At 40.0% G+C, this 24,776-nt stretch carries 24 protein-coding genes and 1 other RNA gene; 16 read left to right on the top strand and 9 right to left on the bottom strand.

Annotated elements, in window-relative coordinates:
* Positions 1-31: 31 nt before the first annotated feature.
* The 6 genes from C7972_RS21880 to C7972_RS21855 are packed head-to-tail and all read left to right on the top strand — an operon-like array spanning position 32 to position 5,950.
* The gene (locus C7972_RS21880; protein WP_110358298.1) at positions 32-940 is read left to right on the top strand and encodes a TatD family hydrolase; all 909 of its coding nucleotides are present in this window, start codon (positions 32-34) and stop codon (positions 938-940) included.
* On the top strand, positions 940-1,839 hold the full coding sequence (gene eboC / locus C7972_RS21875) for a UbiA-like protein EboC (protein ID WP_110358297.1): 900 nt from the start codon (positions 940-942) through the stop codon (positions 1,837-1,839). The genes C7972_RS21880 and eboC overlap by 1 nt, the downstream gene beginning before the upstream one ends.
* A gap of 10 nt (positions 1,840-1,849) precedes the next feature.
* Positions 1,850-3,031 (top strand): 3-dehydroquinate synthase, encoded by a 1,182-nt coding sequence (locus tag C7972_RS21870; protein ID WP_110358296.1) that lies wholly within the window; start codon positions 1,850-1,852, stop codon positions 3,029-3,031.
* Positions 3,025-4,218 (top strand): metabolite traffic protein EboE, encoded by a 1,194-nt coding sequence (gene eboE / locus C7972_RS21865; protein ID WP_110358295.1) that lies wholly within the window; start codon positions 3,025-3,027, stop codon positions 4,216-4,218. Before C7972_RS21870 ends, eboE begins: the two co-directional genes overlap by 7 nt.
* 3 nt (positions 4,219-4,221) lie before the next feature.
* The gene (locus C7972_RS21860) at positions 4,222-5,598 is read left to right on the top strand and encodes an alkaline phosphatase family protein (protein ID WP_110358294.1); all 1,377 of its coding nucleotides are present in this window, start codon (positions 4,222-4,224) and stop codon (positions 5,596-5,598) included.
* A 1-nt stretch (position 5,599) separates the two neighbouring features.
* Positions 5,600-5,950, top strand: coding sequence for a transmembrane 220 family protein (locus tag C7972_RS21855; RefSeq protein WP_110358293.1), 351 nt, complete (start codon positions 5,600-5,602; stop codon positions 5,948-5,950).
* Here C7972_RS21855 and C7972_RS21850 read toward each other — a convergent pair.
* On the bottom strand, positions 5,947-7,770 hold the full coding sequence (locus C7972_RS21850; protein ID WP_110358314.1) for a DNA polymerase III subunit gamma/tau: 1,824 nt from the start codon (positions 7,768-7,770) through the stop codon (positions 5,947-5,949). The genes C7972_RS21855 and C7972_RS21850 overlap by 4 nt on opposite strands.
* A gap of 134 nt (positions 7,771-7,904) precedes the next feature.
* Between C7972_RS21850 and rnpB the strand changes: the two genes are divergently transcribed.
* Positions 7,905-8,221: RNase P RNA component class A (gene rnpB, locus C7972_RS21845), an RNA gene on the top strand.
* 270 nt (positions 8,222-8,491) lie between these two features.
* Here the strand turns inward: rnpB and C7972_RS21840 are convergent.
* From C7972_RS21840 to C7972_RS21830, 3 genes are read right to left on the bottom strand one after another with little or no spacing between them, the layout of a single operon-like run.
* Positions 8,492-9,037 carry an RsmD family RNA methyltransferase gene (locus tag C7972_RS21840; protein ID WP_110358292.1) on the bottom strand — a complete coding sequence of 182 codons (546 nt, stop codon included), beginning with the start codon at positions 9,035-9,037 and terminating at the stop codon, positions 8,492-8,494.
* Entirely contained in the window at positions 9,037-9,873 is an 837-nt protein-coding gene (locus C7972_RS21835) for a DUF3822 family protein (protein ID WP_110358291.1), read from the bottom strand. Before C7972_RS21835 ends, C7972_RS21840 begins: the two co-directional genes overlap by 1 nt.
* The gene (locus C7972_RS21830; protein ID WP_110358290.1) at positions 9,851-10,501 is read right to left on the bottom strand and encodes a hypothetical protein; all 651 of its coding nucleotides are present in this window, start codon (positions 10,499-10,501) and stop codon (positions 9,851-9,853) included. The genes C7972_RS21835 and C7972_RS21830 overlap by 23 nt, the downstream gene beginning before the upstream one ends.
* Positions 10,502-10,602: 101 nt before the next feature.
* On the opposite strand from C7972_RS21830, the gene C7972_RS21825 reads away from it, so the two are divergent.
* From C7972_RS21825 to C7972_RS21795, 7 genes are all read left to right on the top strand, one after another.
* Positions 10,603-12,036: an ATP-dependent RecD-like DNA helicase gene (locus C7972_RS21825; protein ID WP_110358289.1), complete on the top strand. Its 1,434-nt coding sequence runs from the start codon at positions 10,603-10,605 to the stop codon at positions 12,034-12,036.
* 33 nt (positions 12,037-12,069) lie between these two features.
* Positions 12,070-12,633 carry a DUF4126 domain-containing protein gene (locus C7972_RS21820; RefSeq protein ID WP_110358288.1) on the top strand — a complete coding sequence of 188 codons (564 nt, stop codon included), beginning with the start codon at positions 12,070-12,072 and terminating at the stop codon, positions 12,631-12,633.
* A 116-nt stretch (positions 12,634-12,749) separates the two neighbouring features.
* Entirely contained in the window at positions 12,750-13,478 is a 729-nt protein-coding gene (gene kdsB / locus C7972_RS21815) for a 3-deoxy-manno-octulosonate cytidylyltransferase (RefSeq protein ID WP_110358287.1), read from the top strand.
* Positions 13,469-14,170, top strand: a complete 702-nt coding sequence (locus C7972_RS21810; RefSeq protein ID WP_110358286.1) for an HAD family hydrolase — start codon at positions 13,469-13,471, stop codon at positions 14,168-14,170. Before kdsB ends, C7972_RS21810 begins: the two co-directional genes overlap by 10 nt.
* Positions 14,171-14,174: 4 nt before the next feature.
* On the top strand, positions 14,175-15,302 hold the full coding sequence (locus tag C7972_RS21805) for an iron-containing alcohol dehydrogenase family protein (RefSeq protein WP_258364923.1): 1,128 nt from the start codon (positions 14,175-14,177) through the stop codon (positions 15,300-15,302).
* Positions 15,303-15,431: 129 nt separating this feature from the next.
* Entirely contained in the window at positions 15,432-15,971 is a 540-nt protein-coding gene (locus C7972_RS21800) for a 1-acyl-sn-glycerol-3-phosphate acyltransferase (protein ID WP_110358285.1), read from the top strand.
* Positions 15,972-16,355: 384 nt separating this feature from the next.
* Positions 16,356-17,450, top strand: a complete 1,095-nt coding sequence (locus C7972_RS21795; protein ID WP_146216368.1) for a hypothetical protein — start codon at positions 16,356-16,358, stop codon at positions 17,448-17,450.
* Between the two features lie 92 nt (positions 17,451-17,542).
* On the opposite strand, the gene C7972_RS21790 is transcribed toward C7972_RS21795, so the two are convergent.
* The 4 genes from C7972_RS21790 to gcvT all read right to left on the bottom strand — a co-directional run bounded on the left by C7972_RS21790 (position 17,543) and on the right by gcvT (position 20,600).
* Positions 17,543-18,253 carry a YebC/PmpR family DNA-binding transcriptional regulator gene (locus tag C7972_RS21790; RefSeq protein WP_110358283.1) on the bottom strand — a complete coding sequence of 237 codons (711 nt, stop codon included), beginning with the start codon at positions 18,251-18,253 and terminating at the stop codon, positions 17,543-17,545.
* A gap of 67 nt (positions 18,254-18,320) precedes the next feature.
* Positions 18,321-18,608: a 4a-hydroxytetrahydrobiopterin dehydratase gene (locus C7972_RS21785; protein WP_110358282.1), complete on the bottom strand. Its 288-nt coding sequence runs from the start codon at positions 18,606-18,608 to the stop codon at positions 18,321-18,323.
* 48 nt (positions 18,609-18,656) lie between these two features.
* Positions 18,657-19,475, bottom strand: coding sequence for a sugar nucleotide-binding protein (locus C7972_RS21780; protein ID WP_110358281.1), 819 nt, complete (start codon positions 19,473-19,475; stop codon positions 18,657-18,659).
* 39 nt (positions 19,476-19,514) lie between these two features.
* A complete protein-coding gene (gene gcvT / locus C7972_RS21775; RefSeq protein ID WP_110358312.1) occupies positions 19,515-20,600 on the bottom strand; it encodes a glycine cleavage system aminomethyltransferase GcvT in 1,086 nt (361 codons plus the stop codon).
* A gap of 261 nt (positions 20,601-20,861) precedes the next feature.
* On the opposite strand from gcvT, the gene C7972_RS21770 reads away from it, so the two are divergent.
* Positions 20,862-22,475 (top strand): aminopeptidase P family protein, encoded by a 1,614-nt coding sequence (locus C7972_RS21770; protein ID WP_110358311.1) that lies wholly within the window; start codon positions 20,862-20,864, stop codon positions 22,473-22,475.
* Between the two features lie 18 nt (positions 22,476-22,493).
* Here C7972_RS21770 and C7972_RS21765 read toward each other — a convergent pair whose 3' ends face one another.
* Positions 22,494-23,537, bottom strand: a complete 1,044-nt coding sequence (locus tag C7972_RS21765; RefSeq protein ID WP_110358280.1) for a beta-1,6-galactofuranosyltransferase — start codon at positions 23,535-23,537, stop codon at positions 22,494-22,496.
* Between the two features lie 139 nt (positions 23,538-23,676).
* Here C7972_RS21765 and glf point away from each other — a divergent pair, with 139 nt between their 5' ends.
* Positions 23,677-24,774 carry a UDP-galactopyranose mutase gene (gene glf, locus C7972_RS21760; RefSeq protein WP_110358279.1) on the top strand — a complete coding sequence of 366 codons (1,098 nt, stop codon included), beginning with the start codon at positions 23,677-23,679 and terminating at the stop codon, positions 24,772-24,774.
* Positions 24,775-24,776: the final 2 nt, after the last annotated feature.

The raw sequence follows: 24,776 nt of genomic DNA, 5'->3' as shown, positions 1-24,776 counted from the left end.
GCGTTTATCAATAAAAGAATATTGAAATATTATGGAAGAGAAAATGATGATTATAGACCCGCATGTACACATGACCTCCAGGACCACCGATGATTATGAGGCAATGGCCGCTGCTGGGGTAGTGGCTATTATAGAGCCGTCGTTTTGGTTGGGTCAGCCACGTACACAGGTAGGGTCCTTTCAAGATTATTATAGCAGCCTTGTGGGGTGGGAGCCTTTTAGGGCCAGTCAGTTTGGAATACATCATTATTGCACAATAGGTTTAAATTCCAAGGAAGCCAATAATGAAGCCCTGGCGGAACAGGTAGTTGAATTATTGCCATTGTATGTGCACAAGGAAAATGTAGTGGCCATTGGAGAAATTGGTTATGACGATCAGACCCCTGCCGAAGACAAATATTTTAGAATGCAGTTGGAGTTGGCCAAGGAGTTGAATATTCCGGTACAGATACATACCCCGCATAGGGATAAAAAGTCGGGTACCTTAAAAAGCATGGAAGTTTGTTTGGAACACGGTCTGGATCCAGGTATGGTTGTTATAGATCACAACAACGAAGAAACCGTTAAGGATGTATTGGATCGCGGTTTTTGGGCGGCCTTTACGATTTATCCAAAAACCAAAATGGGAAATGAAAGAATGGTGGAAGTAGTAAGAAACTTTGGAAGCGATCGTATTATTGTGGATAGTTCTGCGGACTGGGGCGTTAGTGATCCCTTGGCGGTGCCAAAAACAGCTTCCCTCATGTTGAAAAGGGGAATAGCTAAATCTGATGTGGTTAAAACCTGTTACCAAAATGCCTTGGATATTTTTGGAAAAAACGGTAAAATGAAAGAATCCGATTGGTTAAACCCACAAGGCATCAATCAAACCAAATTATATAACGACAATAGTGTTTTGCGAGGGCAGGAGCCCAAGGTGGATACGGATAAAATAGTATAATGAATCCTGTATTGAAAGGATATTTAAGGCTCGCCAGACCTGCAAATTTACCTACAGCCGCCGCCGATGTTTTGGCAGGTGTGGCTATTTCGGGTGTATTTACCGGAGTTTTTTCCAATATGGAATGGAATTCCAGTATGGGCGATATACTATTGTTGGTATTATCCTCTGTGTTTCTATATGCTGCCGGTGTTGTTCTCAATGACGTCTTTGATCATAAATTGGATAAAACAGAACGACCGGAAAGACCCATTCCATCCGGATTGATTTCGGTTCAATCTGCCGCAATCTTTGGTGGGGTGTTGCTGAATTTGGGAGTTCTATTTTCTTTTTTGGTAGGCTCTGTAAGTGGTATGGTAGCTGTAGCATTAGGACTCTTTATTCTTTTGTATGATGGCCTGGGGAAACACCATTCCTTCTTTGGACCTCTTAATATGGGAGTTTGCAGAGGTTTAAACTTACTTTTGGGGATTACCTTTTTGGGAGATTTCAGTCACTGGGTGTATTTTATATTTCCTGTATTGTACATAGCGGCCATAACCCTTATTAGCAGGGGCGAAGTGCATGGACACAATAAGAGCCATATAATTTTTGCAGGGGGGCTGTACAGCTTGGTGATTGTGGGGATTATTGTTCTTTTTTCAATCTCCGGCCTAAATTTATTGGAGGCCCTTCCATTTTTATTGTTGTTCGCTTTTTTAATATTTAGGCCTTTGTTCAGGGCATATGCCGAAAATTCACCCAAGAACATAAAAAAAGCGGTCATGGCCGGGGTAATATCGATCATTGTTTTGGACGCGACCATGGCCGTGGGATTTTCACATTGGTGGGTCGGGCTGATTATACTATTACTATTGCCCCTATCTATTTTTTTATCAAAACTGTTCGCAGTTACCTAACGTTTTAAGTATGTCACATTATAAGCCAATAGAGCAATCCTTTAAAGTATCTTATGAGTATAAGTTACATTTTACGGAAAATATATTTAGTTTGGACAACCCCTTGTTCAAGGATATTATTAAAGGGTATAACAAGAAGGGGGATGTAAAAGTACTTTTTGTTATAGACAGTGGTGTTCTGGCCTGCCACCCAAATTTAAGTGACGAAATTACTTCCTATTGTTCACAAAATAGTGCTGTATTACATTTAACCGAAAAAATTGTGATCACTGGTGGGGAACAGTGTAAGAACGACTACGGCAATGTAGAGCGGATATTGAATGCCGTAAATGACAATCGAATCTGTAGGCACTCCTTTGTTGTGGCCATTGGCGGAGGTGCTATTATAGATATGGTGGGATATGCAGCCGCTATAGCCCATAGGGGGGTGAAGTTGATAAGAATTCCTACCACGGTGCTTTCCCAGAACGATTCGGCCGTAGGAGTGAAGAATAGTTTTAACATTTTGGGAAAAAAGAATTTTTTGGGAACTTTTTCTCCAGCGTATGCCATAATTAATGATAGTGATTTTTTAACCACCTTAGAGCAACGCGATTGGATTTCCGGCATAGCGGAGGCGGTAAAAGTGGCTTTGATAAAGGATGCGGTATTCTTCGATTTTATTGAGGACAAAAGTGCCCTACTCCGGGCACGTGATATGGAGTCTATGGAATATCTGATTTATCGCTGTGCGGAGATGCATATGGAACATATAGCCCAAGGGGGAGATCCTTTTGAAAGTGGTTCTTCCAGACCATTGGATTTTGGCCACTGGGCAGCCCATAAACTGGAATATATGACCAATTATCAACTAAGACATGGTGAGGCGGTTGCCATTGGTATGGCCTTGGATTTGGTGTATGCCCACTTTATAGGGTTGATAAGTAAGGAGACGCTGGACCGTATTTTGACAGTGCTGGAACAAATAGGGTTCAATTTACACATCCCTATTCAAAAGGATGGTGATTTGGATGATTTGCTGAACGGTATTCAGGAATTTAGAGAGCATTTGGGCGGGGAACTTACTATTACCTTGATATCAAAAATAGGAGCTAAACACGATGTACATGAAATTGATATTTCCACCATGGAAAAAGCAATCGTGTGGTTGAACGAAATGTATAAACCTAAAGTATCCAATACCATATGTTAATACAAAATAAATATCATCTTAGCTATTGTAGCAACATTCATCCAGGGGAAGATTGGGAACAGACTTACCATAGCCTAAAAACATATCTTCCCAAAATAAAGAAGGAAGTTGCCCCTGAATCCCCTTTTGGTATTGGACTGCGTTTGTCCAACCAGGCAAGTTTGGGGCTTGATGAAGGTAGTAATTTGAAGGATTTCAAGGATTGGTTGGACCAAAATCAATTCTATGTCTTTACCATGAACGGATTCCCATATGGAAATTTTCATAACGAAAGGGTAAAAGATATGGTACATGCCCCGGATTGGACCACCCAGGAAAGATTGGATTATACGGAGCGACTTTTTGATCAATTGGCATTTTTGATTCCCGACGGAATCTCAGGAGGTATCTCTACCTCTCCTGTAAGTTATAAGCACTGGCATACTTCTGATAAGGCATTGGACAAGGCCTTTACAACTGGAGCCGAAAGTATGGCGAAGATTGTTTTGCAGTTGGAGCAAATTGAAAGGAATACTGGTAAATATCTGCATTTGGATATTGAGCCGGAACCAGATGGTATGATAGAGAATAGCGATGAGGTTCTTTATTTTTATGATACCTATTTGATTCCCATAGCTACCCAAAAATTGATCGCAGTCTTGGGATGCAATAAGGAAAAGGCCAGGGATTTAATTCTAAGGTATATAACGGTTTGTTATGATGTGTGCCATTTTTCCCTAGCCTATGAGGAACCGGAGTATACATTGGCAAAATTCAAGAGTGCTGGGATAAAGGTTGGTAAAATACAAGTGAGCTCGGCGCTGAAAATCCTTTTTGAAGAGGGTGATAATGAGGCTATATGGCACTCACTTAGTCAGTTTAACGAGCCCACCTATCTACATCAGGTAACCGAAAAGATTGGTAATAAGGTGGTGACCTATAGGGATTTGCCTGAAGTTTTGGAACAGCGATCCCATGCCAAAGAGCTAAGATCCCATTTTCATGTACCTATTTTTTTGGAAAGGTACGATCATTTATTTTCTACCCAGGACCAAATTCTTAAGGTGTTGGAATATTTAAGAAAAGATCAATTTTCGGATCAATTGGAGATAGAGACCTATACTTGGGATGTTTTGCCCAAAGGTCTCAAAACAGAACTGTCCAATTGTATTGTCCGCGAAATTGAATGGTTAAAGAGTAAAATTTAAGGCATGAAGAAAACCGTAGTGTTGAATGTTGTAGGATTAACGCGAGGATTGATAGGGGAACATACCCCCTTTATTAAATCTTTTTTGGAGAGAGGTTCTTCCGCGACAATTACACCGCAATTGCCTGCGGTAACCTGTACTGTGCAGGCCACGTATTTAACGGGAAAAACGCCTTCCGAGCACGGAATAGTTGGTAATGGTTGGTATTTTAAGGAAGAACATGAGGTAAAGTTTTGGCGTCAATCCAATAGTCTCATCCAATCCGAAAAAATATGGGACAAATTAAAAATGCGGGATGGCAATTTTAGCTGCGCCAATATGTTCTGGTGGTACAATATGTATTCCAATGCGGATTTCAGTGTTACCCCTAGACCAAATTATTTGGCCGATGGCAGAAAGATTCCGGATGTGTATTCCTATCCTGCGGAGCTAAGGGATTATTTGCAAAATGAATTGGGAACTTTTCCGCTTTTCCATTTTTGGGGCCCAAAGACATCTATAAAATCCAGTAAATGGATTGCGGACGCTAGTATAAAAACCGACGTTTTGCACGATCCTACCCTCACTTTGGTATACTTGCCTCATTTGGACTACAATATGCAGCGCCATGGAACGGATTTATCCAAAATTTCAAATGATTTAAGGGAGATAGATAATGTAGTTAAACAATTGGTGGAATACTATGAAACCAAATCGGCCCATATTATTTTACTTTCCGAATATGGGATTACCAATGTGAACAATCCCATCCATTTAAATAGAAAGCTCAGGCAAGAAGGTTACCTTGCTATTAGGGAGGAAAGGGGACTGGAATTATTGGATGCGGGTGCCAGTAAGGCGTTTGCGGTAGCGGATCATCAATTGGCCCATGTATATGTAAAGGATAAAGGGGATTTGGATAAGATCAAGGCTTTATTGAAGAACATAAAAGGGGTGGGGCAAGTGCTTTCCGGAGACGAAATTAAAGATCTACAATTGAATCATGAACGTTGTGGTGACTTGGTAGTGATAGCCGATAAGGATTCTTGGTTTACCTATTATTTCTGGTTGGATGATAAAAAGGCACCTGATTATGCAAGAATGGTGGACATTCATAAAAAGCCCGGTTATGATCCAGTAGAGATGTTAACCGATCCCAAGGATAAATTTTTGATGCCCAAGGTTATTTGGAAGTTGTTGAAAAAGAAGCTTGGTTTCCGAACGGTAATGGATATTATTCCACTCGATGCCACTTTGGTTAAAGGGTCGCATGGTAGATTACCTGAGGATTCCAAGGATCACCCAATATTGATTACCAATAAAAGTGATGCTCCCCTTAAAGATAGTCTATTGGCCACCGAAGTATACGGTATTATTGAAAATCATCTTATAAATTCTTAGTATGCGACTTTTTTCCAAAATATTTTCGGCAGTATTCACAGTATTGTTTGTTTGGGCTGCATTGGTTCAATACAACGATCCGGATGCCCTTATGTGGTACCTTATCTACGGTATTGCGGCCGTGGCGTCTTTTTTATTTTTCCTTGGAAAACTTAATTTATTGATACCGGTGTTGTTGTCGTTTGCCTACTTAATAGCGGCGTGGATTTTTTGGCCGGACCAGTTTGAAGGAGTTTCAATAGGCGGAGGCAATATAGATAATATAGAACATGCCAGAGAGTCCTTGGGACTTATAATCAATGCCCTGGTAATGTTGTTTTATGCTTGGAGGGTAAAGGTTGTCAGGGGCTAAATATCTAAATCGAACTCTTTTCGCAAAAGATCGATGGCCGGATTTTTTTCCCTTAATTTTTGGTACTTCTCTTCCGGTGTAAATGCAAATTTTTTGGCAGTGGCCTCGTTTACAGTTATTCGCAGTTGTATAAAGTGGTTATTGAGTTTTAGCTTTAAATACTCCATTAAATCGTACTTTTCCCGCTCAATTTCCTTTTTCATGGTGCCATTTGGCAACTCAATCCAAATGGTGAAATTATCGGAGAGCTTGGGAACATCGGAATGTAGGTTGGATGCCAAGATTTTCCGACCATCATTATCCAAAATGTCAACGAAATCTGCCCAATGCTTTTGCATTTCCTCTTCCGTAAAATTGGCTTTTGGAAGGTTGCTCTCGTCAATAACATCCTCTTTTTTGTTCAGTTGATGTTCTTTTTTGGCCTTTAAGCTGGATAGTGATAGACCGGAGACCCTTCTTTCGGTAGATTTTATGTTTATTTTGGTCCTGGGCACAGGATGGGATTCCTGTACAACTTTGGCGCTGCTTTTGCCATCATTCCTAAGTGGATTTTGGGAAGCGGATGGATTTTGGGTAATTTGACCCTCTACGATGGCCCTTTCAGTATTGGGTGCATCGGTTTTGATGGTTTTAACCTCCGTTGGGTTGGATTTTACTTCTTTCTCTAAAGGGGAGGGCCTACTTACCTTATAAAAGGAGGCCGGGATTATGAAATCTGGTTTGTTACGACCATTCCCTAAGGATTCAGACTTTTTTTTTTCTCCATCAAAATCGATAGAGGCTAATTTCATTAAGGTCAATTCAACAAGAAGGCGCTGGTTTTTACTGGACTTGTACTTTATGTCGCAATCGTTGGCCATATCGATCGCCGACAATAAAAAACCACTGGTCGTATTCTTGGATTGTTCGCTATAGTGTTTTTTTGCCTCCTCTCCAACTTCTAAGAGCTCAATGGTGTTTTGATGTTGGCATACCATTAAATCCCTAAAATGTGAGGCCAGACCACTTATAAAATGGTGTCCGTCAAAACCTCTGGCCAAGGTTTCATTGAAAAGAATCAATAAGCCCGGAATATCATGTTTTAAAATAAGATCCGTAGCTGCAAAATAAGTGTCGTAATCAAGTACGTTTAAATTCTCGGTTACGGCCTTCCTGGTTAATTTTTTACCCGAGAAGCTCACTACCCTATCAAAGATGGAAAGGGCATCCCTCATAGCGCCGTCCGCTTTTTGGGCTATGATATGAAGTGCATCGTCTTCAGCTTCTATCTCTTGGTTCTCCGCAATATATTTAAGGTATTCGGCAGCATCCTTTACCGTGATGCGTTTAAAATCAAATATCTGGCATCGGGATAAAATGGTAGGGATAATTTTATGCTTTTCAGTCGTGGCCAATATAAATATGGCATGGGCAGGAGGTTCCTCAAGTGTCTTTAAGAAAGCATTAAAGGCAGCCTGGGAAAGCATGTGCACCTCATCAATAATATATACCTTATATTTTCCAACCTGAGGGGGTATCCGCACTTGACTTGTCAACTCCCTTATGTCATCTACCGAATTATTGGATGCTGCATCCAGTTCAAAGATGTTGAAAGCATAGTCCTCATCTTCGTCCGTTCTGCCATCCTGGTTGATCTTTTTTGCTAGAATACGGGCACAGGTAGTTTTTCCTACACCTCTGGGACCTGTAAACAATAATGCCTGAGCCAGGTGATCGTTTTCTATGGCGTTGGTCAAGGTGTTTGTAATAGCCTGTTGCCCAACAACATCCTTGAATGTTTGGGGTCTATATTTTCGGGCGGATACTATAAAAGGTTCCAAGGCTATTAACTTAAATTTTATATACTTACAAAACGCCTGAGGCGTGAAGTACAAATATAAAAATAGCATTGTATTAAAGGGCCTATTTAACTTTCTTTAGTATTTTATTTATCAACAATTGAATTACCTTTGTAGCAGCAGGTCGCCTTATCGCTCCCCGCGTTCCGTGGGGAGAGGAAAGTCCGGACACCATAGTGCAGTATAGCGGGTAACGCCCGTCCATTGAGAGATGAGGACAAGTGCAACAGAAAGTATGTACAGGTTATGCTGTAGTGAAACCAGGTAAACTCTATACGGTGCAACGTCATGTAAATCAGTGTTTGAGGGCTGCACGCCCAAGCTGAAGGGTAGGCGGTTAGAGCCTTTGGGCAACCATGGGCCTAGATAAATGATAGGGAGGCCATGAAGTATTTCAAGGCTAACAGAATCCGGCTTATGACCTGCTTTTTTTAATGAGACAGCATTTGCTATGCAAATGCGTAGTCGAATTAATGCCGCCGCAGGGCGGTATCTTCCTGATGAATGTGGCCATTGAAGATTTTTTGATTAATGCCGCCGCAGGGCGGTATCTTCCTGATGAATGTGGCCATTGAAGATTTTTTGATTAATGCCGCCGCAGGGCGGTATCTTCTTGATGAATGCGGCCATTGGAAGATTTTTTTTGATTAATGCCGCCGCAGGCAGCATCTTTTCCTTATAATTCGGTCGGCCCAAACTTTCATTATTCTTCCATCCATTCGAAAAAGCTAAAAACACTACCGCCATATCTTCTTTGGTGGGTGAAGTGCTCCAAATGTGATAGATCGGAATGTTTCGAATGCTCAACGATCAAAACACCGTTCTCTAGCAGCAGCTGCCTTTCAAAGACCAATTTGGGAATGGTGGCGAATTCTTCAGGGGACAGATCGTAGGGCGGATCGGCAAATATAATATGTGCTTTTATTGGGTTGGCCTGCAAATATTGAAATACATCTTTTTTGATGGTCGTTATAGGAAAGTCCAATTCTGAGGATGTGGCGGTAATAAACTTGATACATCCAAAGTCCGCATCTACGGCGGTAATATTTTCGGAGCCTCTAGAGGCAAATTCATAACTAATGTTTCCTGTTCCGGCAAAGAGATCCAAGACGCTCACCTCGTTAAAGTGGTATTGGTTATTGAGTATGTTGAAGAGGGCCTCCTTGGCCATATCGGTTGTGGGTCGGACAGGCAGTTTTTTAGGGGCAGTTAGTCTTTGGCCTTTGTTCTTACCGGATATAATGCGCATTAAAGAGTGTTTAGTAGTGTAAAATCTATGGTCTCCTTTTCCGATCCCCCAAAATGATAAAATGAAGTGTTGGAGGGGATGAAAATGGAAATGTCCCTTATGTATTGATGGCACATATTATATAATTCATCACCTTCCTCAATAGATCCAAAAAGTTTGAGTTTGGTGGTGTCCGTATCCAATTTTAATTGTTCCAAAGTAAATAATAGATAGTATATAAAATCTTCCTTGGTGGAAAAGCTGAAGTTGTTGAACAGTATCAACTTTTTGTTGGAAATTACGGCTATATCCATATGACCCTCAATAAGATGTACATAACAAATAGGGTCGCTTTGATTGCCGTGATGGGTCGTCAAGGTCTGAACCATGATCGTTCCATGGTGCATAAATTCAAATTCGCCGAAAAGGTCGTATATGTAATTGTTTATATTCATAAAGGGAACATAAACGTTAACCATGTCCAGACTTTTAATTTCATCGTATTCCAGATGGTCGTTCGCTAGGATTTTGGCATTGAATTTTAGGTAATTGGCCAACTCATCTTTGTTGAAAAGTGCTTGTGGGACCAAGCTAAAAAGATTGTTCCGATGTATGACGACGACTTCGGAAAACTTTATGTTGCTTACCTTATTTTTTTCAAAGAGCTGTTTGATCTCCTTTTGAACGGCATAAGGGGTAAGTTCATTTTCAAACACTAGTCTTTCCGAAGCAAGAATGGTATTGGATAGTGTGTCCAGTACACAAAAAGAAAGTCCATTCAAGCTAACTTGAATGGACAATTTATGATATTCCGATTTAGAATTTTCTAAAACGCTATTGGTCGTTTCGTTTGTCATATATAGAGGGCCAATTTCCACTAGTACTTACCTCGGTCAATGATCCAACCTTAATTACATTTCCATTTACCTCATCTACATTAATTTGGGTGTTTTCCCTTGCCAATAAAGATTTGGGTTGGTCATGTAAAACAACATCCTTCCTAACTTTTACTTCGAAGACGGGAGCTTTGTATCCGCTTTTTTCGATGATGGTCGACTTCATTTCAAATTTCTCACCATTGGGAGCAAAAGGTACGTTCATCATTGTCTTAAAACGATCGTCTTTCTTGAACAAGGAATCCTTCACTGAAACAGTACCAAGTGTATCAATTATCTTAACCTCTTTCAACATGTCGATACCAAAATTCTTATCGTACTCCAAATAAGAGGAATCTCTCTGTTGGGTAATGGTATATTTGCCGGTGTCCACAAAACTTACTAAGGATTCAAAATCCTTTGCATATCTGCCATTTACAGTTTTGTACGCTTCTTGGGAATTTCTAATATCCTTCAAATTTGAGATTACCTTGGCAAAACGTTCTTGCTTAACTTTCTTAAATTCAATGGGGCCGTTCACAGAATTATATATCATATAACCCAACACGATAGATACTATCCAAAGGAAAATTTGTAAAATGGTCTTCATTTTGTAAGTGTTATTTTATTTAGTGGTTGTCACAAATCTACAATTTTTTTTTAATGGTAAAAGTATTTGACCTTAAAAATACTGATTATCTTTGATGTCCTATGACTTCTATAACCGACGCTACTTTTTTTAAACTACTTACAGACAAATTTCCGCATGATCCAACTGCCAAGCAGTCAGTGGCTTTGCAAAAACTTGCAAGTTTTGTTTTGTCCAAGGAAAAGGATAGTGTTTTTATGTTAAAAGGGTTTGCGGGTACTGGAAAAACAACCATTGTGGGGACTATTGTGACCAATCTTTGGAAGACTACGATGAAGGCTGTTTTAATGGCTCCTACAGGCAGGGCGGCCAAGGTCATGTCCAATTACTCGGGAACACAGGCTTTTACAATTCATAGAAAAATCTATTTTCCCAAAAAGCAGAGTGGGGGTGGGGTACAGTTCGTATTATCGCCCAACAAGCATAGAAATACTATTTTTATTGTGGATGAGGCCTCCATGATTTCCGATACGCGTACTGATTCCAAGTTAATGGAGAATGGGTCCCTCCTGGACGATTTATTAATGTATGTTTATTCGGGACATAATTGTAAGCTAATCCTCATTGGCGATACCGCACAGCTTCCGCCCGTACATTTGAATATTAGTCCGGCCCTTGATGAAGATCAGTTATCCTTGAATTATAATAAGGAAGTTATAAAATTGGAGTTGGATGAGGTAGTGAGGCAAGCCGAAGATTCTGGAATTTTAGTAAACGCCACCAACTTAAGGGAACAACTGCAAAATGAGTTCTTTGATGACTTTAAGTTTTCGGTCAGCCATTATACCGATATAGTTCGCCTGGTGGATGGCAATGATATCCAAGAGGCCATAGATGATTCCTACTCTCAAAATGGTAAAGAGGAAACCGCCATTATAGTACGCTCCAATAAAAGGGCAAATCTATACAATGGAAATATTAGGAATAGAATCCTATATCTGGAAAACGAATTGGCCACAGGGGATTATATGATGGTAGTCAAAAACAACTATTTTTGGTTAAAGCCTACCTCGGAGGCTGGTTTTATTGCCAACGGAGATATCATTGAAGTGTTGGAGATTTTTTCCATTAAGGAGTTGTACGGTTTTAAATTTGCAGAGGTTAAAGTGAAAATGGTAGATTATCCCAACCAAAAACCGTTCGAAACAGTCCTGCTTTTGGATACTATTATGGCAGAGACCCCATCTTTATCCTATGATGATGGCAACCGCCTTTATCAGGAAGTTATGAAGGATTATGCCGATGAGAAATCCAAATACAAAAAGTTTTTGGCTGTAAAGAACAATAAATTTTTTAATGCACTTCAGGTTAAATTCTCTTACGCAATTACCTGTCATAAGTCCCAAGGTGGGCAATGGGATACCGTCTTCGTGGAACAACCTTATTTGCCCAATGGAATAGACAAGGAATATCTTCGTTGGTTGTATACTGCCGTGACCAGGGCCAAGCACAAATTGTACCTCATAGGCTTTAAGGACGATTTTTTTGTTGATTAGGAATAGCCTAATTTCGCATTATAGTTTTCGAATATGACTTTTGAAACCATTTTAAGCATATTTTTAGGTATAGGGCTGGCGGCATCTGTTGGCTTTAGGATTTTTTTGCCTTTGTTTGCTTTGAGTTTGGCCGCTTATTTTGATGTTTGGCAATTAAATGAAAGTTGGGAATGGGTAGGAAGCATGGCTGCCTTAATAACCTTTGGCGTTGCTACTATTGTAGAAATTTTTGCATATTTTATTCCTTGGTTGGACAATTTGCTGGATAGTTTCGCCCTGCCTATGGCCGCTTTGGCAGGTACCGCCGTTATGGTGTCCACCGCTGCCAATTTAGATCCTGTAATTACCTGGACCTTGGCCATTATAGCTGGTGGGGGAACGGCCACCGCAATTAAAGGAGCTTCGGCTACCGGCAGATTGGCCTCAACGGCCACCACTGGCGGAGTGGCCAACCCTGTTATCGGTTTGGTGGAAACGGGAACTGCGGCCGTAGTAACTACCGCATCTATTTTTGCTCCGATTCTTGCAGCGTTTTTGGTCCTTATTATATGGATTGTCGTATATAGGCTTTATAGAAAAATTAGACCAAGAACATAATCCATATTAAATTTGAATAATTTACGGGTGAAATGGGCATGACCCAAAACTGGGCACAAAATCAATCAAGATATGCGTATTACATATGACCGTCAAATATCGATAAATAGCTACTTATGAAAATTATTGCAATGATACCGGCTCGTTATGCGGCCTCAAGGTTTCCAGGTAAGCTTATGCAGGACCTTCAAGGGAAACCGGTTATCCAAAGGACCTATGAAGCCGCAGTGAATACTGGTCTGTTTCAGGAAGTGTATGTAGTTACGGACAGTACTACAATATACGATACCATTGCCAATATTGGCGGTAAGGCCATAATGAGCATAAAGCAACATGAGTGTGGAAGTGACCGTATAGCAGAGGCAGTGGAATCCATGGATGTAGATATCATCGTAAATGTTCAGGGAGATGAGCCATTTACGGATAGGGAAAGCTTGGTAAGTGTAATTGAAGTTTTTAAGGATGACGTAAAAAAGGAAATAGATTTAGCTTCCTTGATGACCAGAATTACTGATTGGGTCGAGATCAATGATCCCAATACGGTTAAGGTAATTGTGGATAACCAACATTTTGCCCTATATTTTTCGAGGGCCCCAATTCCGTATCCCAGGTCAAGGGAGTTGGACATACCTTATTTTAAACATAAGGGAATCTATGCTTTTAGAAAAAGTGCACTGATGGATTTTCAGAGACTGCCTATGCTTATATTGGAAGCGACAGAAAAAATAGAAGCCATTCGTTACCTGGAGTATGGAAAGAAAATTAAGATGGTAGAAACCAGTGTTACCGGTATAGAAATAGATACTCCCGAAGATTTGGAAAAAGCCAAAAAGGTATGGAGGTAGATTTTGGAAAAATCAGGGTAGTTGGTTTTGATGCCGATGATACCCTATGGGTAAATGAGACCTATTTTAGGAATGCGGAAGAAAAATTTGCCAGTCTTCTGGATAACTATGAAACCAAGAATCAAATAGATCAGGAACTCTTTAAAACGGAGATTAAGAACCTAGAACTATATGGTTATGGTATTAAGGGATTTATGTTGTCCATGATAGAATCTGCCCTGGATCTGTCGAATAATAGGATTTCGCAGGCAACGATTACGGAAATTTTGAATCTAGGGAAGGAAATGTTGACGCACCCAGTGGAATTATTGGATGGGGTGGAGCAGGTATTGGAAGCATTAAAGGATAAATATCGGCTAATAGTATTGACCAAAGGGGATTTGTTGGATCAAGAGCGGAAATTGGAAAAATCGGGTTTATCCCAATATTTTCACCATGTAGAAGTTCTGAGCGATAAAAAGGAGGAAAATTATAGGAATCTGCTGGAGCATTTGGAAATTCCTGTGGAGGAGTTTTTAATGATTGGAAATTCTTTAAAATCGGACGTATTGCCTATTCTGAAAATTGGTGCAAAAGCTGTACATATCCCCTTTCATACCACTTGGCAACATGAAGAAGTGAAGATGGAGGAACATAATAACGATCATCTCACCTTAAATGGTATCTCCGATATCTTAGAGTATCTTAAGTAAGTTTATGGACATAAAGAGTAAAAATATCAACACAATTATAAGCCCTGAATTGAAGACAAATTACAAGAATTTTCCTATGGTACCACGCGTTATATTTGGTGCAGGATCTTTTGGGCAACTTGGGGAAATTTTACTGCCAAAACGGATCAACTCCGAGGCACCATTTATTTTTTTGGTAGACGATGTGTTCGAAGGCACGGGAATTATTTCTAGAATCCCCTTGGTCTTTAACGATCAAATAATATTCATTTCAGCGGATGAGGAACCTAAAACAGCCCAAGTAGATGCCTTGGTGCAGAAAATTAAAAACGATTATGCCCATTTGCCTTCTGGAATTATAGGTATTGGTGGGGGAACATTACTTGATCTGGCAAAGGCCGTGGCAATCATGTTGACCAATAAGGGCAATGCCCATCAATACCAAGGTTGGGATTTGGTAAGAAACCCTTCCGTATATCACGTAGGTATACCTACCATCAGCGGTACCGGAGCAGAAGTATCCAGGACAACGGTTCTATTGGGGCCGGAGAAAAAACTGGGAATCAACTCGGACTATACCACTTTTGATCAAGTGCTTATGGATCCCGATTTAACAAAGGGGGTGTCCAAGGAACAATGGTTCTTTACCGGTATGGATTGTTTTATTCATTGTATAGAATCCCTAAGTGGTACTTTTCTAAATGCATTTAGCCAGAGCTATGGTGAGAAGGCATTGGAGCTATGTAAAGAGGTCTATTTGGAAGATAGGCAAGAGGATGATGCTAGAAATAAATTAATGATGGCTTCGTGGCATGGGGGAATGAGCATTGCCTATTCACAAGTAGGGGTTGCACATGCCATGAGCTATGGCCTGTCCTATTTATTGGGAGTTAGACATGGAATAGGGAACTGTTTGGTGTTCCAACATTTAAAGGAGTTTTATCCTGAAGGGGTGGAATTATTTGATAAAATGAGGGAAAGGCATAATATTCAGCTGCCCAAAGGCATTTGTAGTGAACTGACGAACGATGATTTTGAAATTATGATCAATGTGGCGCTTGGTCTTGTGCCTCTATGGGAAAATGCCCTTGGAAAGGAATGGAGGACTATTATAACCCCTGAAAAATTAAAGTCGATCTATCAAAAAATATAGTATATCCATCACGATGCTGTAGTTTCATGGCAGTGCTTTGTGGTATATGTAAATGGGGCAGGTATCGTTGAATGGGGATATCTGTAATAAGTACAGAAGACTTCGAACGCTTTAAATAGTTGTTGGTTTATGCAGACCCTTGCCAAATTAATATATTTTAAAATTTTAGGCTGGAAATTGGTTGGTTCCTTTCCACAGCTGGACAAATGTGTTGTTATTGTGGTGCCACATACCAGTTGGGTCGATTTTTTATTGGGACTTCTAATTCGACGGGTATTGAACGAGGATATTCATTTTATAGGAAAGAAGGCGCTGTTTAAACCTCCATTTGGCTGGTACTTTCGCTGGATGGGCGGAACTCCCATTGATAGAAGTAAAAATATGGATACCGTGAGTGCTACGGCCAAGATATTTGATCAAAACAAAAAGTTCAGATTGGCGCTTTCCCCCGAGGGAACCAGAAAAAAGGTTGCGAAATGGCGGACCGGTTTCTATTATATAGCCAAAACGGCCAAGGTTCCCATTGTTATGGTGGCCTTCGATTTTGGAAAAAAACAGATCAAAATCTCCAAACCACATTATCCTACGGAAAATAAAGGGGAGGATTTTGCAACCTACAAGGCATTTTTTAAAGGGGTAGTGGGCAAGGTACCGGAAAATAGCTTTTGAGTATTTTTAAAGATACCTCGTCTAGACCGTATAAATATCTCCTGGCCAAGCCGTATTTCTACCAGTTCAAACATATTTCCATAAAGGATTTTTGGTGGTGGATATTTTGACTGTCCAAATAAGAGGAAGCGCTATATGTAATTGGAAGGTCATGCTGCTGGACGCCTTGGATTTAATTCCCCCGATAAAATTAAAACTGCTCTAAATGGGCTGTACACAACAATTTCGGGCATTTATACATCTTTGGTGCCATAATAAATCCATTTTTAGGTCTGGAATACTAATTTTGATCATGTTACGTTATGAAGGGACAAGGTGCAAGCCTCTATATTACATAGCATAACGATGATTAAAACAGCATTTATAGTATAAATTCCATAGAGAATGAAAAGTAATCGAATAATAGTATTTTTAATCGCCGTCTTCTGTTATTCCTCGACCATGGCGCAATCCGAAGTTATGGTTACAAGCTTGGACGATGACAATGGCACGGGCACTCTACGATGGGCCATAAATACGGCCAATACTGATATGGAGGTCAATAAAATAACCTTTAAGGAAGGATTGGAGGGGACTCTTAGTTTGGCTTCGGACCTACCCCACATTACCAATAACCTGACCATTATTGGGCCAGGGGCTAAGAATGTGGTCATTTCTGGGGAGGGGGCTTATCGTATGTTTGTGGTTAATAAAGGGTTTAGTTTGGATATTTCTGGATTTACCTTAACCGATTCTGCGGATAATTATAATGATGGAACTATTTTTGCCGTTTCTGGGTCGGCAATAAATGCCTCTGAAATAACGGTTACGGGAGTTAGCAACCAAACTGCATTTTGGTCCAAGGGAGATAATTCTTCCATTACGATCTCCAATTCTATCTTTGAAAATAATTCAGCAACCCTATTTCGAAGTTATTGGGGGTCAACACCAAGTTTTACTTCGGACAATGAAAATGACTATACCAATAGAATTACGATTACCGGATCCTCCTTTATTTCCAATAGGGGATTGATCTTTTCAACAGAGCATTATGTGAAGATCGATAATTGCACCTTTAGAGGTAATTATGATCAAATAGCCAGTTTTAAGGGGGTAAACCGCTACCAAATATTGAACTCCAAATTTGTAAATAATACAGGTCGTTTATTGTTTACTTTTTCAAGTAAGATTGGCGATACCCCTTCCTGGGGAGAAGATACCCTAGGGACCAATAATACCCTTTTTGATGGGAACCTGTTTCAGGGGAATACGGGAACTATTATTAATACAGGGGGAGGATTTAAACATGATTCCAAAACAACCATTACCAATAACATTTTTGTCAACAACGGCAATAACTGGTATGGTAATCCAATAGAAACTTCAGGAAACCAGCAGAATAATTTTATTACCTCGGTTACCCTGGCGGACGATGAGGGGACGGTTGTTCTAACGTTGAACAAGTCACTTATCATCCAGTCTGAGGATAAACTGCATTAAAATATTCAGAATTTTTTACCTGATCCCATAATATTAAAAAACCAAAAGAGGCCCATATGTGGGCCTCTTTTGGTATGTAAAAAAAGTGATTATTATTCCTGCATGGTGTGGTACACATTTTGCACATCATCATCCTCTTCAATTTTCTCCAAGAGTTTTTCAACATCGGCCGCTTCTTCCTCGCTTAGGGCCTTGGTGACCTGTGGAATACGATCAAAACCTGAAGATAGAATTTCAATCCCTCTGTTTTCCAGTTCTTTCTGAATGGCCCCGAAACTTTCAAAGGGAGCATAGATCAAAATACCATCCTCATCGGCAAAAACTTCTTCGGCCCCAAAGTCGATCATTTCCAATTCCAGTTCCTCAGGGTCTATTCCTTCGGCAGGAATCCTAAAATTACAGGTATGGTCGAACATGAACTCAACCGAACCAGAGGTTCCCAGGCTACCGTTGCATTTATTGAAGTAGCTTCTAACATTGGCTACGGTCCTCGTATTATTGTCTGTAGCGGTTTCTACTAAAATGGCAATCCCATGAGGGGCATATCCTTCAAAAAGTACTTCCTTATAATCGCCCAAACTTTTGTCAGAAGCACGTTTAATGGCCCTTTCCACATTGTCCTTGGGCATGTTTACGGCCTTGGCATTTTGAATAACGGCCCTTAATCGCGCATTGGAGCTCGGGTCTGGCCCTCCCTCTTTTACTGCCATTACAATGTCTTTGCCTATTCTGGTAAAGGCTTTTGACATTGCGGACCACCTTTTCATTTTACGTGCTTTTCTAAACTCAAAAGCTCTTCCCATTTTTTAGTTTTATTAGAGTAATATGGAACAAATTTAATAATTTTTACTGCTGGCGCAAGAGTTAGGCTTACTTGCTAACAATAATTTCCTCAATACTGTGGGCCAACTTAAAATCTTTGTCTGTAACTCCCTCCGCATCATGGGTGGAAAGCCTTATATTAAGGGAATTGTATACGTTGCCCCAATCCGGATGGTGATTTTGTGCTTCACATTCAAAGGCAATTCTGGTCATTACCGAGAAAGCGTCCTTAAAATTTTTAAATTCAAAGGAGGTTTCAATGGCGCCGTCCACGTAATCCCAACCATCCAGTTCATGCAATCGACTTTCTATTTCTGATTCCGATAATTTTTTCATGTCGGTATTTTTAATAAAGTTAAATAAAACAGGACAATTCCAAGCAGCTTACTCACTAAAGATATGATGGTCTATTATATTCTGATAGTTAAATAATAAATCCTTGGGAAGTCGGTTCGTTTTTGGCAATACCGCCAAATAGCGGTCTTCATTGGTGGTAAAGACATGCTTATAGATGGGTTGATAGTTGCCAATTCGGTCTACAATTTCCTTTATAAAATCTTCGTGATGTATGAGGTCTACACTTCCTAGGTGAAAAGTCCCCGACATATTGTGATTTATTAGGTAATGAATTTGTTGTGTTAGTTTATCATCGTTGGTGACGTTTATGATCAAATTGGGAAATACTTCAATGGGTTCCTTATTGGTCAGGGCATTCTTAATTTCCCTAATTCTTGGTGAATTTATACCAAAAACCATAGGCACTCTAAGAATTGCCATTTTGGAAACAGGTATTCTCAGAAGCATATTTTCTATTTTAATTTTCAGGCGGCCATAGACACTTTCGGACAAGGTCTTATCGTTCTCATAAGAAGGGTATTTGCTATAAGCGTCAAAAACATTGGCAGAGGAAATAAAATACAATTTGCAATCCTTGTTTTGTATGTATTCTACTATATGTTGATGGGCCATTATCTGCGCTTGGAAATTTCCCCTTAGGGCAGAAATGATTAAGTCGGGTTTTACTTTGTTCAGAATATCATGAACATCATCTTCTTCCAGGTCATACCGGAAGAATTGTTGATTGTTCCCAAAGCTCTTTCTGGACGAGTAATAAGTACCATAGGTGTCAAAATAGGAATTCAATTCCCTGTAAATGGCATTTCCTATAAATCCACTTGCTCCTAATATGAGTATTTTGTTCATTCTATCACCTCCTTTTGCAAAACTCAGTTGCTTTATCTATTAAACTTTGTAAAAAGGAAGTTTAATTATGGTGGCAGGAATGGTATTTTTCCTAATTTGAATATGTATTTTATTACCTATTTGCGATAGGGCTGTAGGTACATACCCCAAACCTATGCCTTTCCCCAAGGAAGGCGACATGGTGCCCGAGGTTACGACCCCTATTTTATTTCCCAAGGGATCAACAATGTCGTAATCGTGCCTAGGAATCCCTTTTTCATCCAGCTCAAAGGCAACCAGTTTTTTGGCAACACCTTCTTCCTTCTGTTTTGCCAAGGCTTCGCTATTTACAAAATCCTTGGTAAATTTAGTTATCCACCCCAAACCGGCTTCCAAAGGTGAGGTAGTATCATTTATGTCGTTACCGTATAAACAGTAACCCATTTCCAATCTCAAGGTATCCCTGGCGGCAAGTCCAATAGGTTTTATGTTGTAGGCGGCACCGGCTTCAAAAACCTTGTCCCAAATCTGTTGTACTTCTTCATCCTTACAATAAATTTCAAAACCGCCTGAGCCCGTATAACCGGTAGCGGATATAATTACATGCTCAATACCCGCAAAATCTGCCACTTCAAAACTGTAGAATTTAATTGCACTTAAATCTATGGACGTTAAGGATTGCATAGCTTCCACAGCTTTGGGACCTTGAATGGCAAGAAGGGAATATCCATCCGATATATTGCGCATATCCGCTCCGAATTTTTCATTGTATTTGCTAATATGCTCCCAATCCTTATCGATATTTGATGCGTTTACAACCAATAAATATTGTTCTTCCTTGATTTTGTAAACTATGAGATCGTCCACAATACCGCCGGTTTCGTTAGGTAAACAACTGTATTGTGCCTTTCCTATGGTTAATTTGGATACATCATTGGAAGTTACTTTTTGTAGTAGGTCCAAGGCCTTGGGCCCACCTACCAAGAACTCACCCATATGGGAAACATCAAAGACGCCCACTCCTTTGCGGACCGTTTCGTGCTCTATATTAACTCCTTCATAGGAAACAGGCATATTATATCCTGCAAATGGTACCATTTTGGCGCCCAATGCCTCATGGGTTTTTGTCAATGCTGTGTTTTTCATTTGAATAAATTGAGGCGTAAAAATATTGAAAATTAATAGAAGGAAGAATCTATATACTTTTTGTTTTGCACAAATTAATGTTAATTTGGATTTGTACTTCGCTAATTGGTAGGGGAGGGTGACGGTCACTGAGCAAATGGAGCGGTGGATATTTTTGTCCATTTGGGAATTTGCGGGTTGATTTTCCCTGGTTTTACTGCCCATGATTAATGGCTGTGGTATTATAATTGATTATTTTTAAACTTTATTTTAATGATGGCTATGAGAAATTTGATACATATTTTTTTATTTCTTTTTTTAACACCTTTGGTTCAGGCACAGGAAGTCTCCAACGATTTTTTAAGTGCGGATTTTCATAAGGAAAGGCGGCAGGCAGTGCGCAAGGCCATGCCTCCGAATAGTGTGGCCGTTTTTTTTGCTGCTGCCGTTAGGAATAGGGCAAATGATGTGGATTATATATACCATCAGGATCCGGATTTTTATTATTTATCGGGGTACAAGGAGCCAAATGCCCTAATGCTCATATTTTCCGAAATGCAAAAAGACAGGGACGGGGGTAGTTATAATGAGGTGTTCTATGCCCAGAAAAGGGATGTAAAGGCCGAACAATGGAATGGGAAACGGTTGGGAGTAGAAGGGGTTAAAGAGAAATTGGGGTTTGACCGCGTCTTTAATGCGGAGGAGTTTTTAAACGCGGACATGAATTTTTCCAAGTTTGAAAATGTACTATTTTTCGATTTTAAGAATGATTTTAGGGATACCAATGATCCTGCTGATATATTTGATTTGATAAGGGTGTTTAAGGAAAAGTCCAATTATCCGTCAGATTACGATGCCACTAAACAGCATCTTTATAGTATGATCAGGTCCACGGAACTCGAAAATAGTGCCAATGTGGCCCAGACTCTGGGGAGGTATTTAAATTATTACCAGGAATTGAAATCGGATAAATTATTGGTCGATTATGTGGAGGCCACAGACGATAGATCTAGAATCGAAATTAAGGAGAAGGTGGCCCTTCAATTGAAATCCAACAACCTTAACAGCACCATGTTGGAAGAAATAATGAATACCTTAAGGGAAATTAAGACCAAGGAAGAATTGGTACTGCTAAAGAAGGCCGTAGAGATTTCGGCCGTGGGACAAATAGAGGTAATGAAGGCCATGCACCCCAATATGTCCGAAATGGAGATTCAAGGGGTACATGAGTTTGTTTATAAGAAGTATGGTGCCGAATATGAGGGCTACCCATCCATAGTGGGTGGAGGGAATAATGGTTGTATTTTACATTATATAGAGAATAATAAGCCTAAAGTGGGGAACGATTTGGTCTTGATGGATTTGGGAGCCGAATATCACGGTTATACCGCCGATGTAACCCGGACCATTCCGGCGAATGGAAAATTTTCAAAGGATCAAAAGCAGATTTACGATATTGTTTATAAGGCCCAAGAGGCGGGAATAAAAGCCAGTGTGGTCGGGGCTTCCTTTCAGGCTCCAGGACAGGCTGCAAGTGAAGTTGTTGCGAAAGGGTTGATGCAACTGGGAATTATTGGAAGCCCGGAAGAGGCCAGAAAATATTTTCCACATGGCACATCCCATTATTTGGGCCTTGATGTGCACGATAAAGGTACCTATCAACCCTTTAAGGAAAATACGGTCATTACAGTGGAACCCGGTATTTATATACCTGAGGGAAGCGAATGTGATAAGAGATGGTGGGGAATAGCGGTAAGGATTGAAGATGATATACTTATCACCAAAAATGGTCCTGTTAATTTATCGGCAATGGCTCCCAGGACTACTGAAGCCATAGAGGCTGTAATGAAACAATCCAGTCCTTTGGAGAAGTTTAAATTACCAGCCTTGGATTAGTTGTGTTTCTGGCAGGAACTAGGAAAGTTCTAAGAGTGCCTTCTCCATAGCCACTTTTAAAAATCCACCGGAAATAATCTGTTCCCTAACTTCGGCTACATTTTTTACCATTTTTTGGTAGTCCCCATTGGATAGGGTTTTTAATTTTCCGTCCAATTCCTCCAGGGAGGAAATGCAAATGCCCAACTGGCGTTCTTTTATGACGGCGGCAATGGCCGCCTTATCCCAGATAATTATTGGAAGGCCACAGAGCAAGTATAGAGATGTCTTGTGGGGATTGTTATATAAAAGGTATTGTCCAAAATGGCCTGCACATTCGTCTATGGAATTTCCGTTCCAGACCAAGCCGAAGGAACCCCTTATGTGTTTGGCAACGTCATCCGGGGAAAACATGCCCTCAAAACTTATGATGGTGTTGGCTGGGTCCACATCGTTTTTGATAAAACCGCTACCATATAATTTTAAATGGAAACTATTGTTTTTTAAGGCGTCCAATTTATAAATAAAGGCACTTTTTGCAATTCCCAAGCCACCGGCGAAAACCACATCGAATAAGCCATTATTGGAAAGTTCCGGTGCAGTATAGCTATTGTTGTCGTCCAAATAATCGAACATGTACAAGGGTATCAATTTGGCAGTGGCCCCTTGTTGTTCGAACCATTTTTTCATGTTGTCGTTATGAACAATAATTACATCGGCACAGGAGAATTTTTTCATTTCCCGGGCAATGTCCCTGTTTTTTCCCATGAGGTATTTAACATCATGAATGATCAGTACGATTTTACATTTTTTTATACCGGCTATGGTAGTGATATATTTAAAATATTTGCTCAACGGGTATTGGATGGCCAAAGTGGAATTTTTGGGCAAACGGATTAGCCCTTTGGTTATTCCAAAAAAACTTACTATCGCACCTATGGCAGAACTGGCATAAGTGGTCTGTTTAAAACCTAAATTCCTAAAGCCCATGGTGTCCAGGATCCGCTCACAATCGGTTTTTGGCTTGGAGGCCGCGCTATTGGTAGCTTTGTAATTTCGGGAGATATAATACAAATTGGTCATTACAGGTCGGTTATATAAGCTATGCAAATATAACCATGTTATAGTAAAGCGGAATTTTTTTTTGATTTCAATTCAAAAACGTGATAATATACATTAGTTTTACTTCCTTACAAATGCAATTCGCTCTAATTACGTTAAAATGAAATACGATTACCTAGTTGTGGGAGCTGGACTTTTTGGTGCTGTTTTTGCCCATGAGGCCAAAAAGAAGGGTAAAAAATGCTTGGTAATTGATAAACGCCCACATTTGGGGGGCAATGTTTATTGTGAGGAAGTGGAGGGTATAAATGTCCATAAGTACGGAGCCCATATTTTTCATACCAACGACAAAGCAATTTGGGATTATGTAAATGGATTTGTAGAATTTAATAGGTATACCAATTCGCCCGTAGCAAATTACAAGGGTGAACTTTTTAATTTGCCCTTCAATATGAACACCTTTTATCAATTGTGGAAGGTACAGACGCCCGAGGAGGCCAAGTTGGTTATTGCAGAACAGGTTAGCGAAGTAGGGGTAGACAGTCCAAAAAACTTGGAAGAGCAGGCCTTGACATTGGTGGGCAAGGATATATACGAAAAGTTGATTAAAGGATATACGGAAAAGCAATGGGGTAGAAAGGCGACCGAGTTGCCGGCATTTATTATTAAAAGGTTGCCATTGCGATTTACCTTCGATAATAATTACTTCAATGATAAATACCAAGGTATCCCCATTGGCGGATACAACAAGTTGGTGAATGGCTTGTTGGATGGAATTGAAACACGGTTGGAAGTAGACTTTTTTAAGGATAAGACGGAACTAATGTCATTGGCAGATCAAGTGGTTTTTACCGGTAAGATTGATGAATTTTACGATTACCGCTATGGTAAACTGGAATACAGGAGTTTGGATTTTAAGCACGAAACCTTGGATATTGAAAATTACCAAGGCAATGCAGTCGTAAATTATACAGCTTCAGAAATTCCATATACACGTATTTTGGAACATAAGCATTTTGAATTTGGAACGCAAAAAAAGACCGTAATAACCAAGGAATATCCAACGGAATGGTCGGGCAATAAAGAGCCTTACTATCCTATCAATGATGTAAGGAACAATGAAATTTATTCCAAGTACAAAACCCTGTCCCAAAAGGACGATATTATTTTTGGAGGAAGACTGGCCGAGTATAAATACTATGATATGCATCAAGTAATTGCTTCGGCATTGGCCAAATGCAAAAAAATCTTTAACTAGAT

The organism is Arenibacter sp. ARW7G5Y1 (assembly GCF_003201775.1).
In the GTDB taxonomy this organism is placed as follows: Bacteria; Bacteroidota; Bacteroidia; order Flavobacteriales; family Flavobacteriaceae; genus Arenibacter.
The sequence above is the reverse complement of the archived record's forward strand: the minus strand, read 5'-3'. Positions and strand labels throughout refer to the sequence as shown.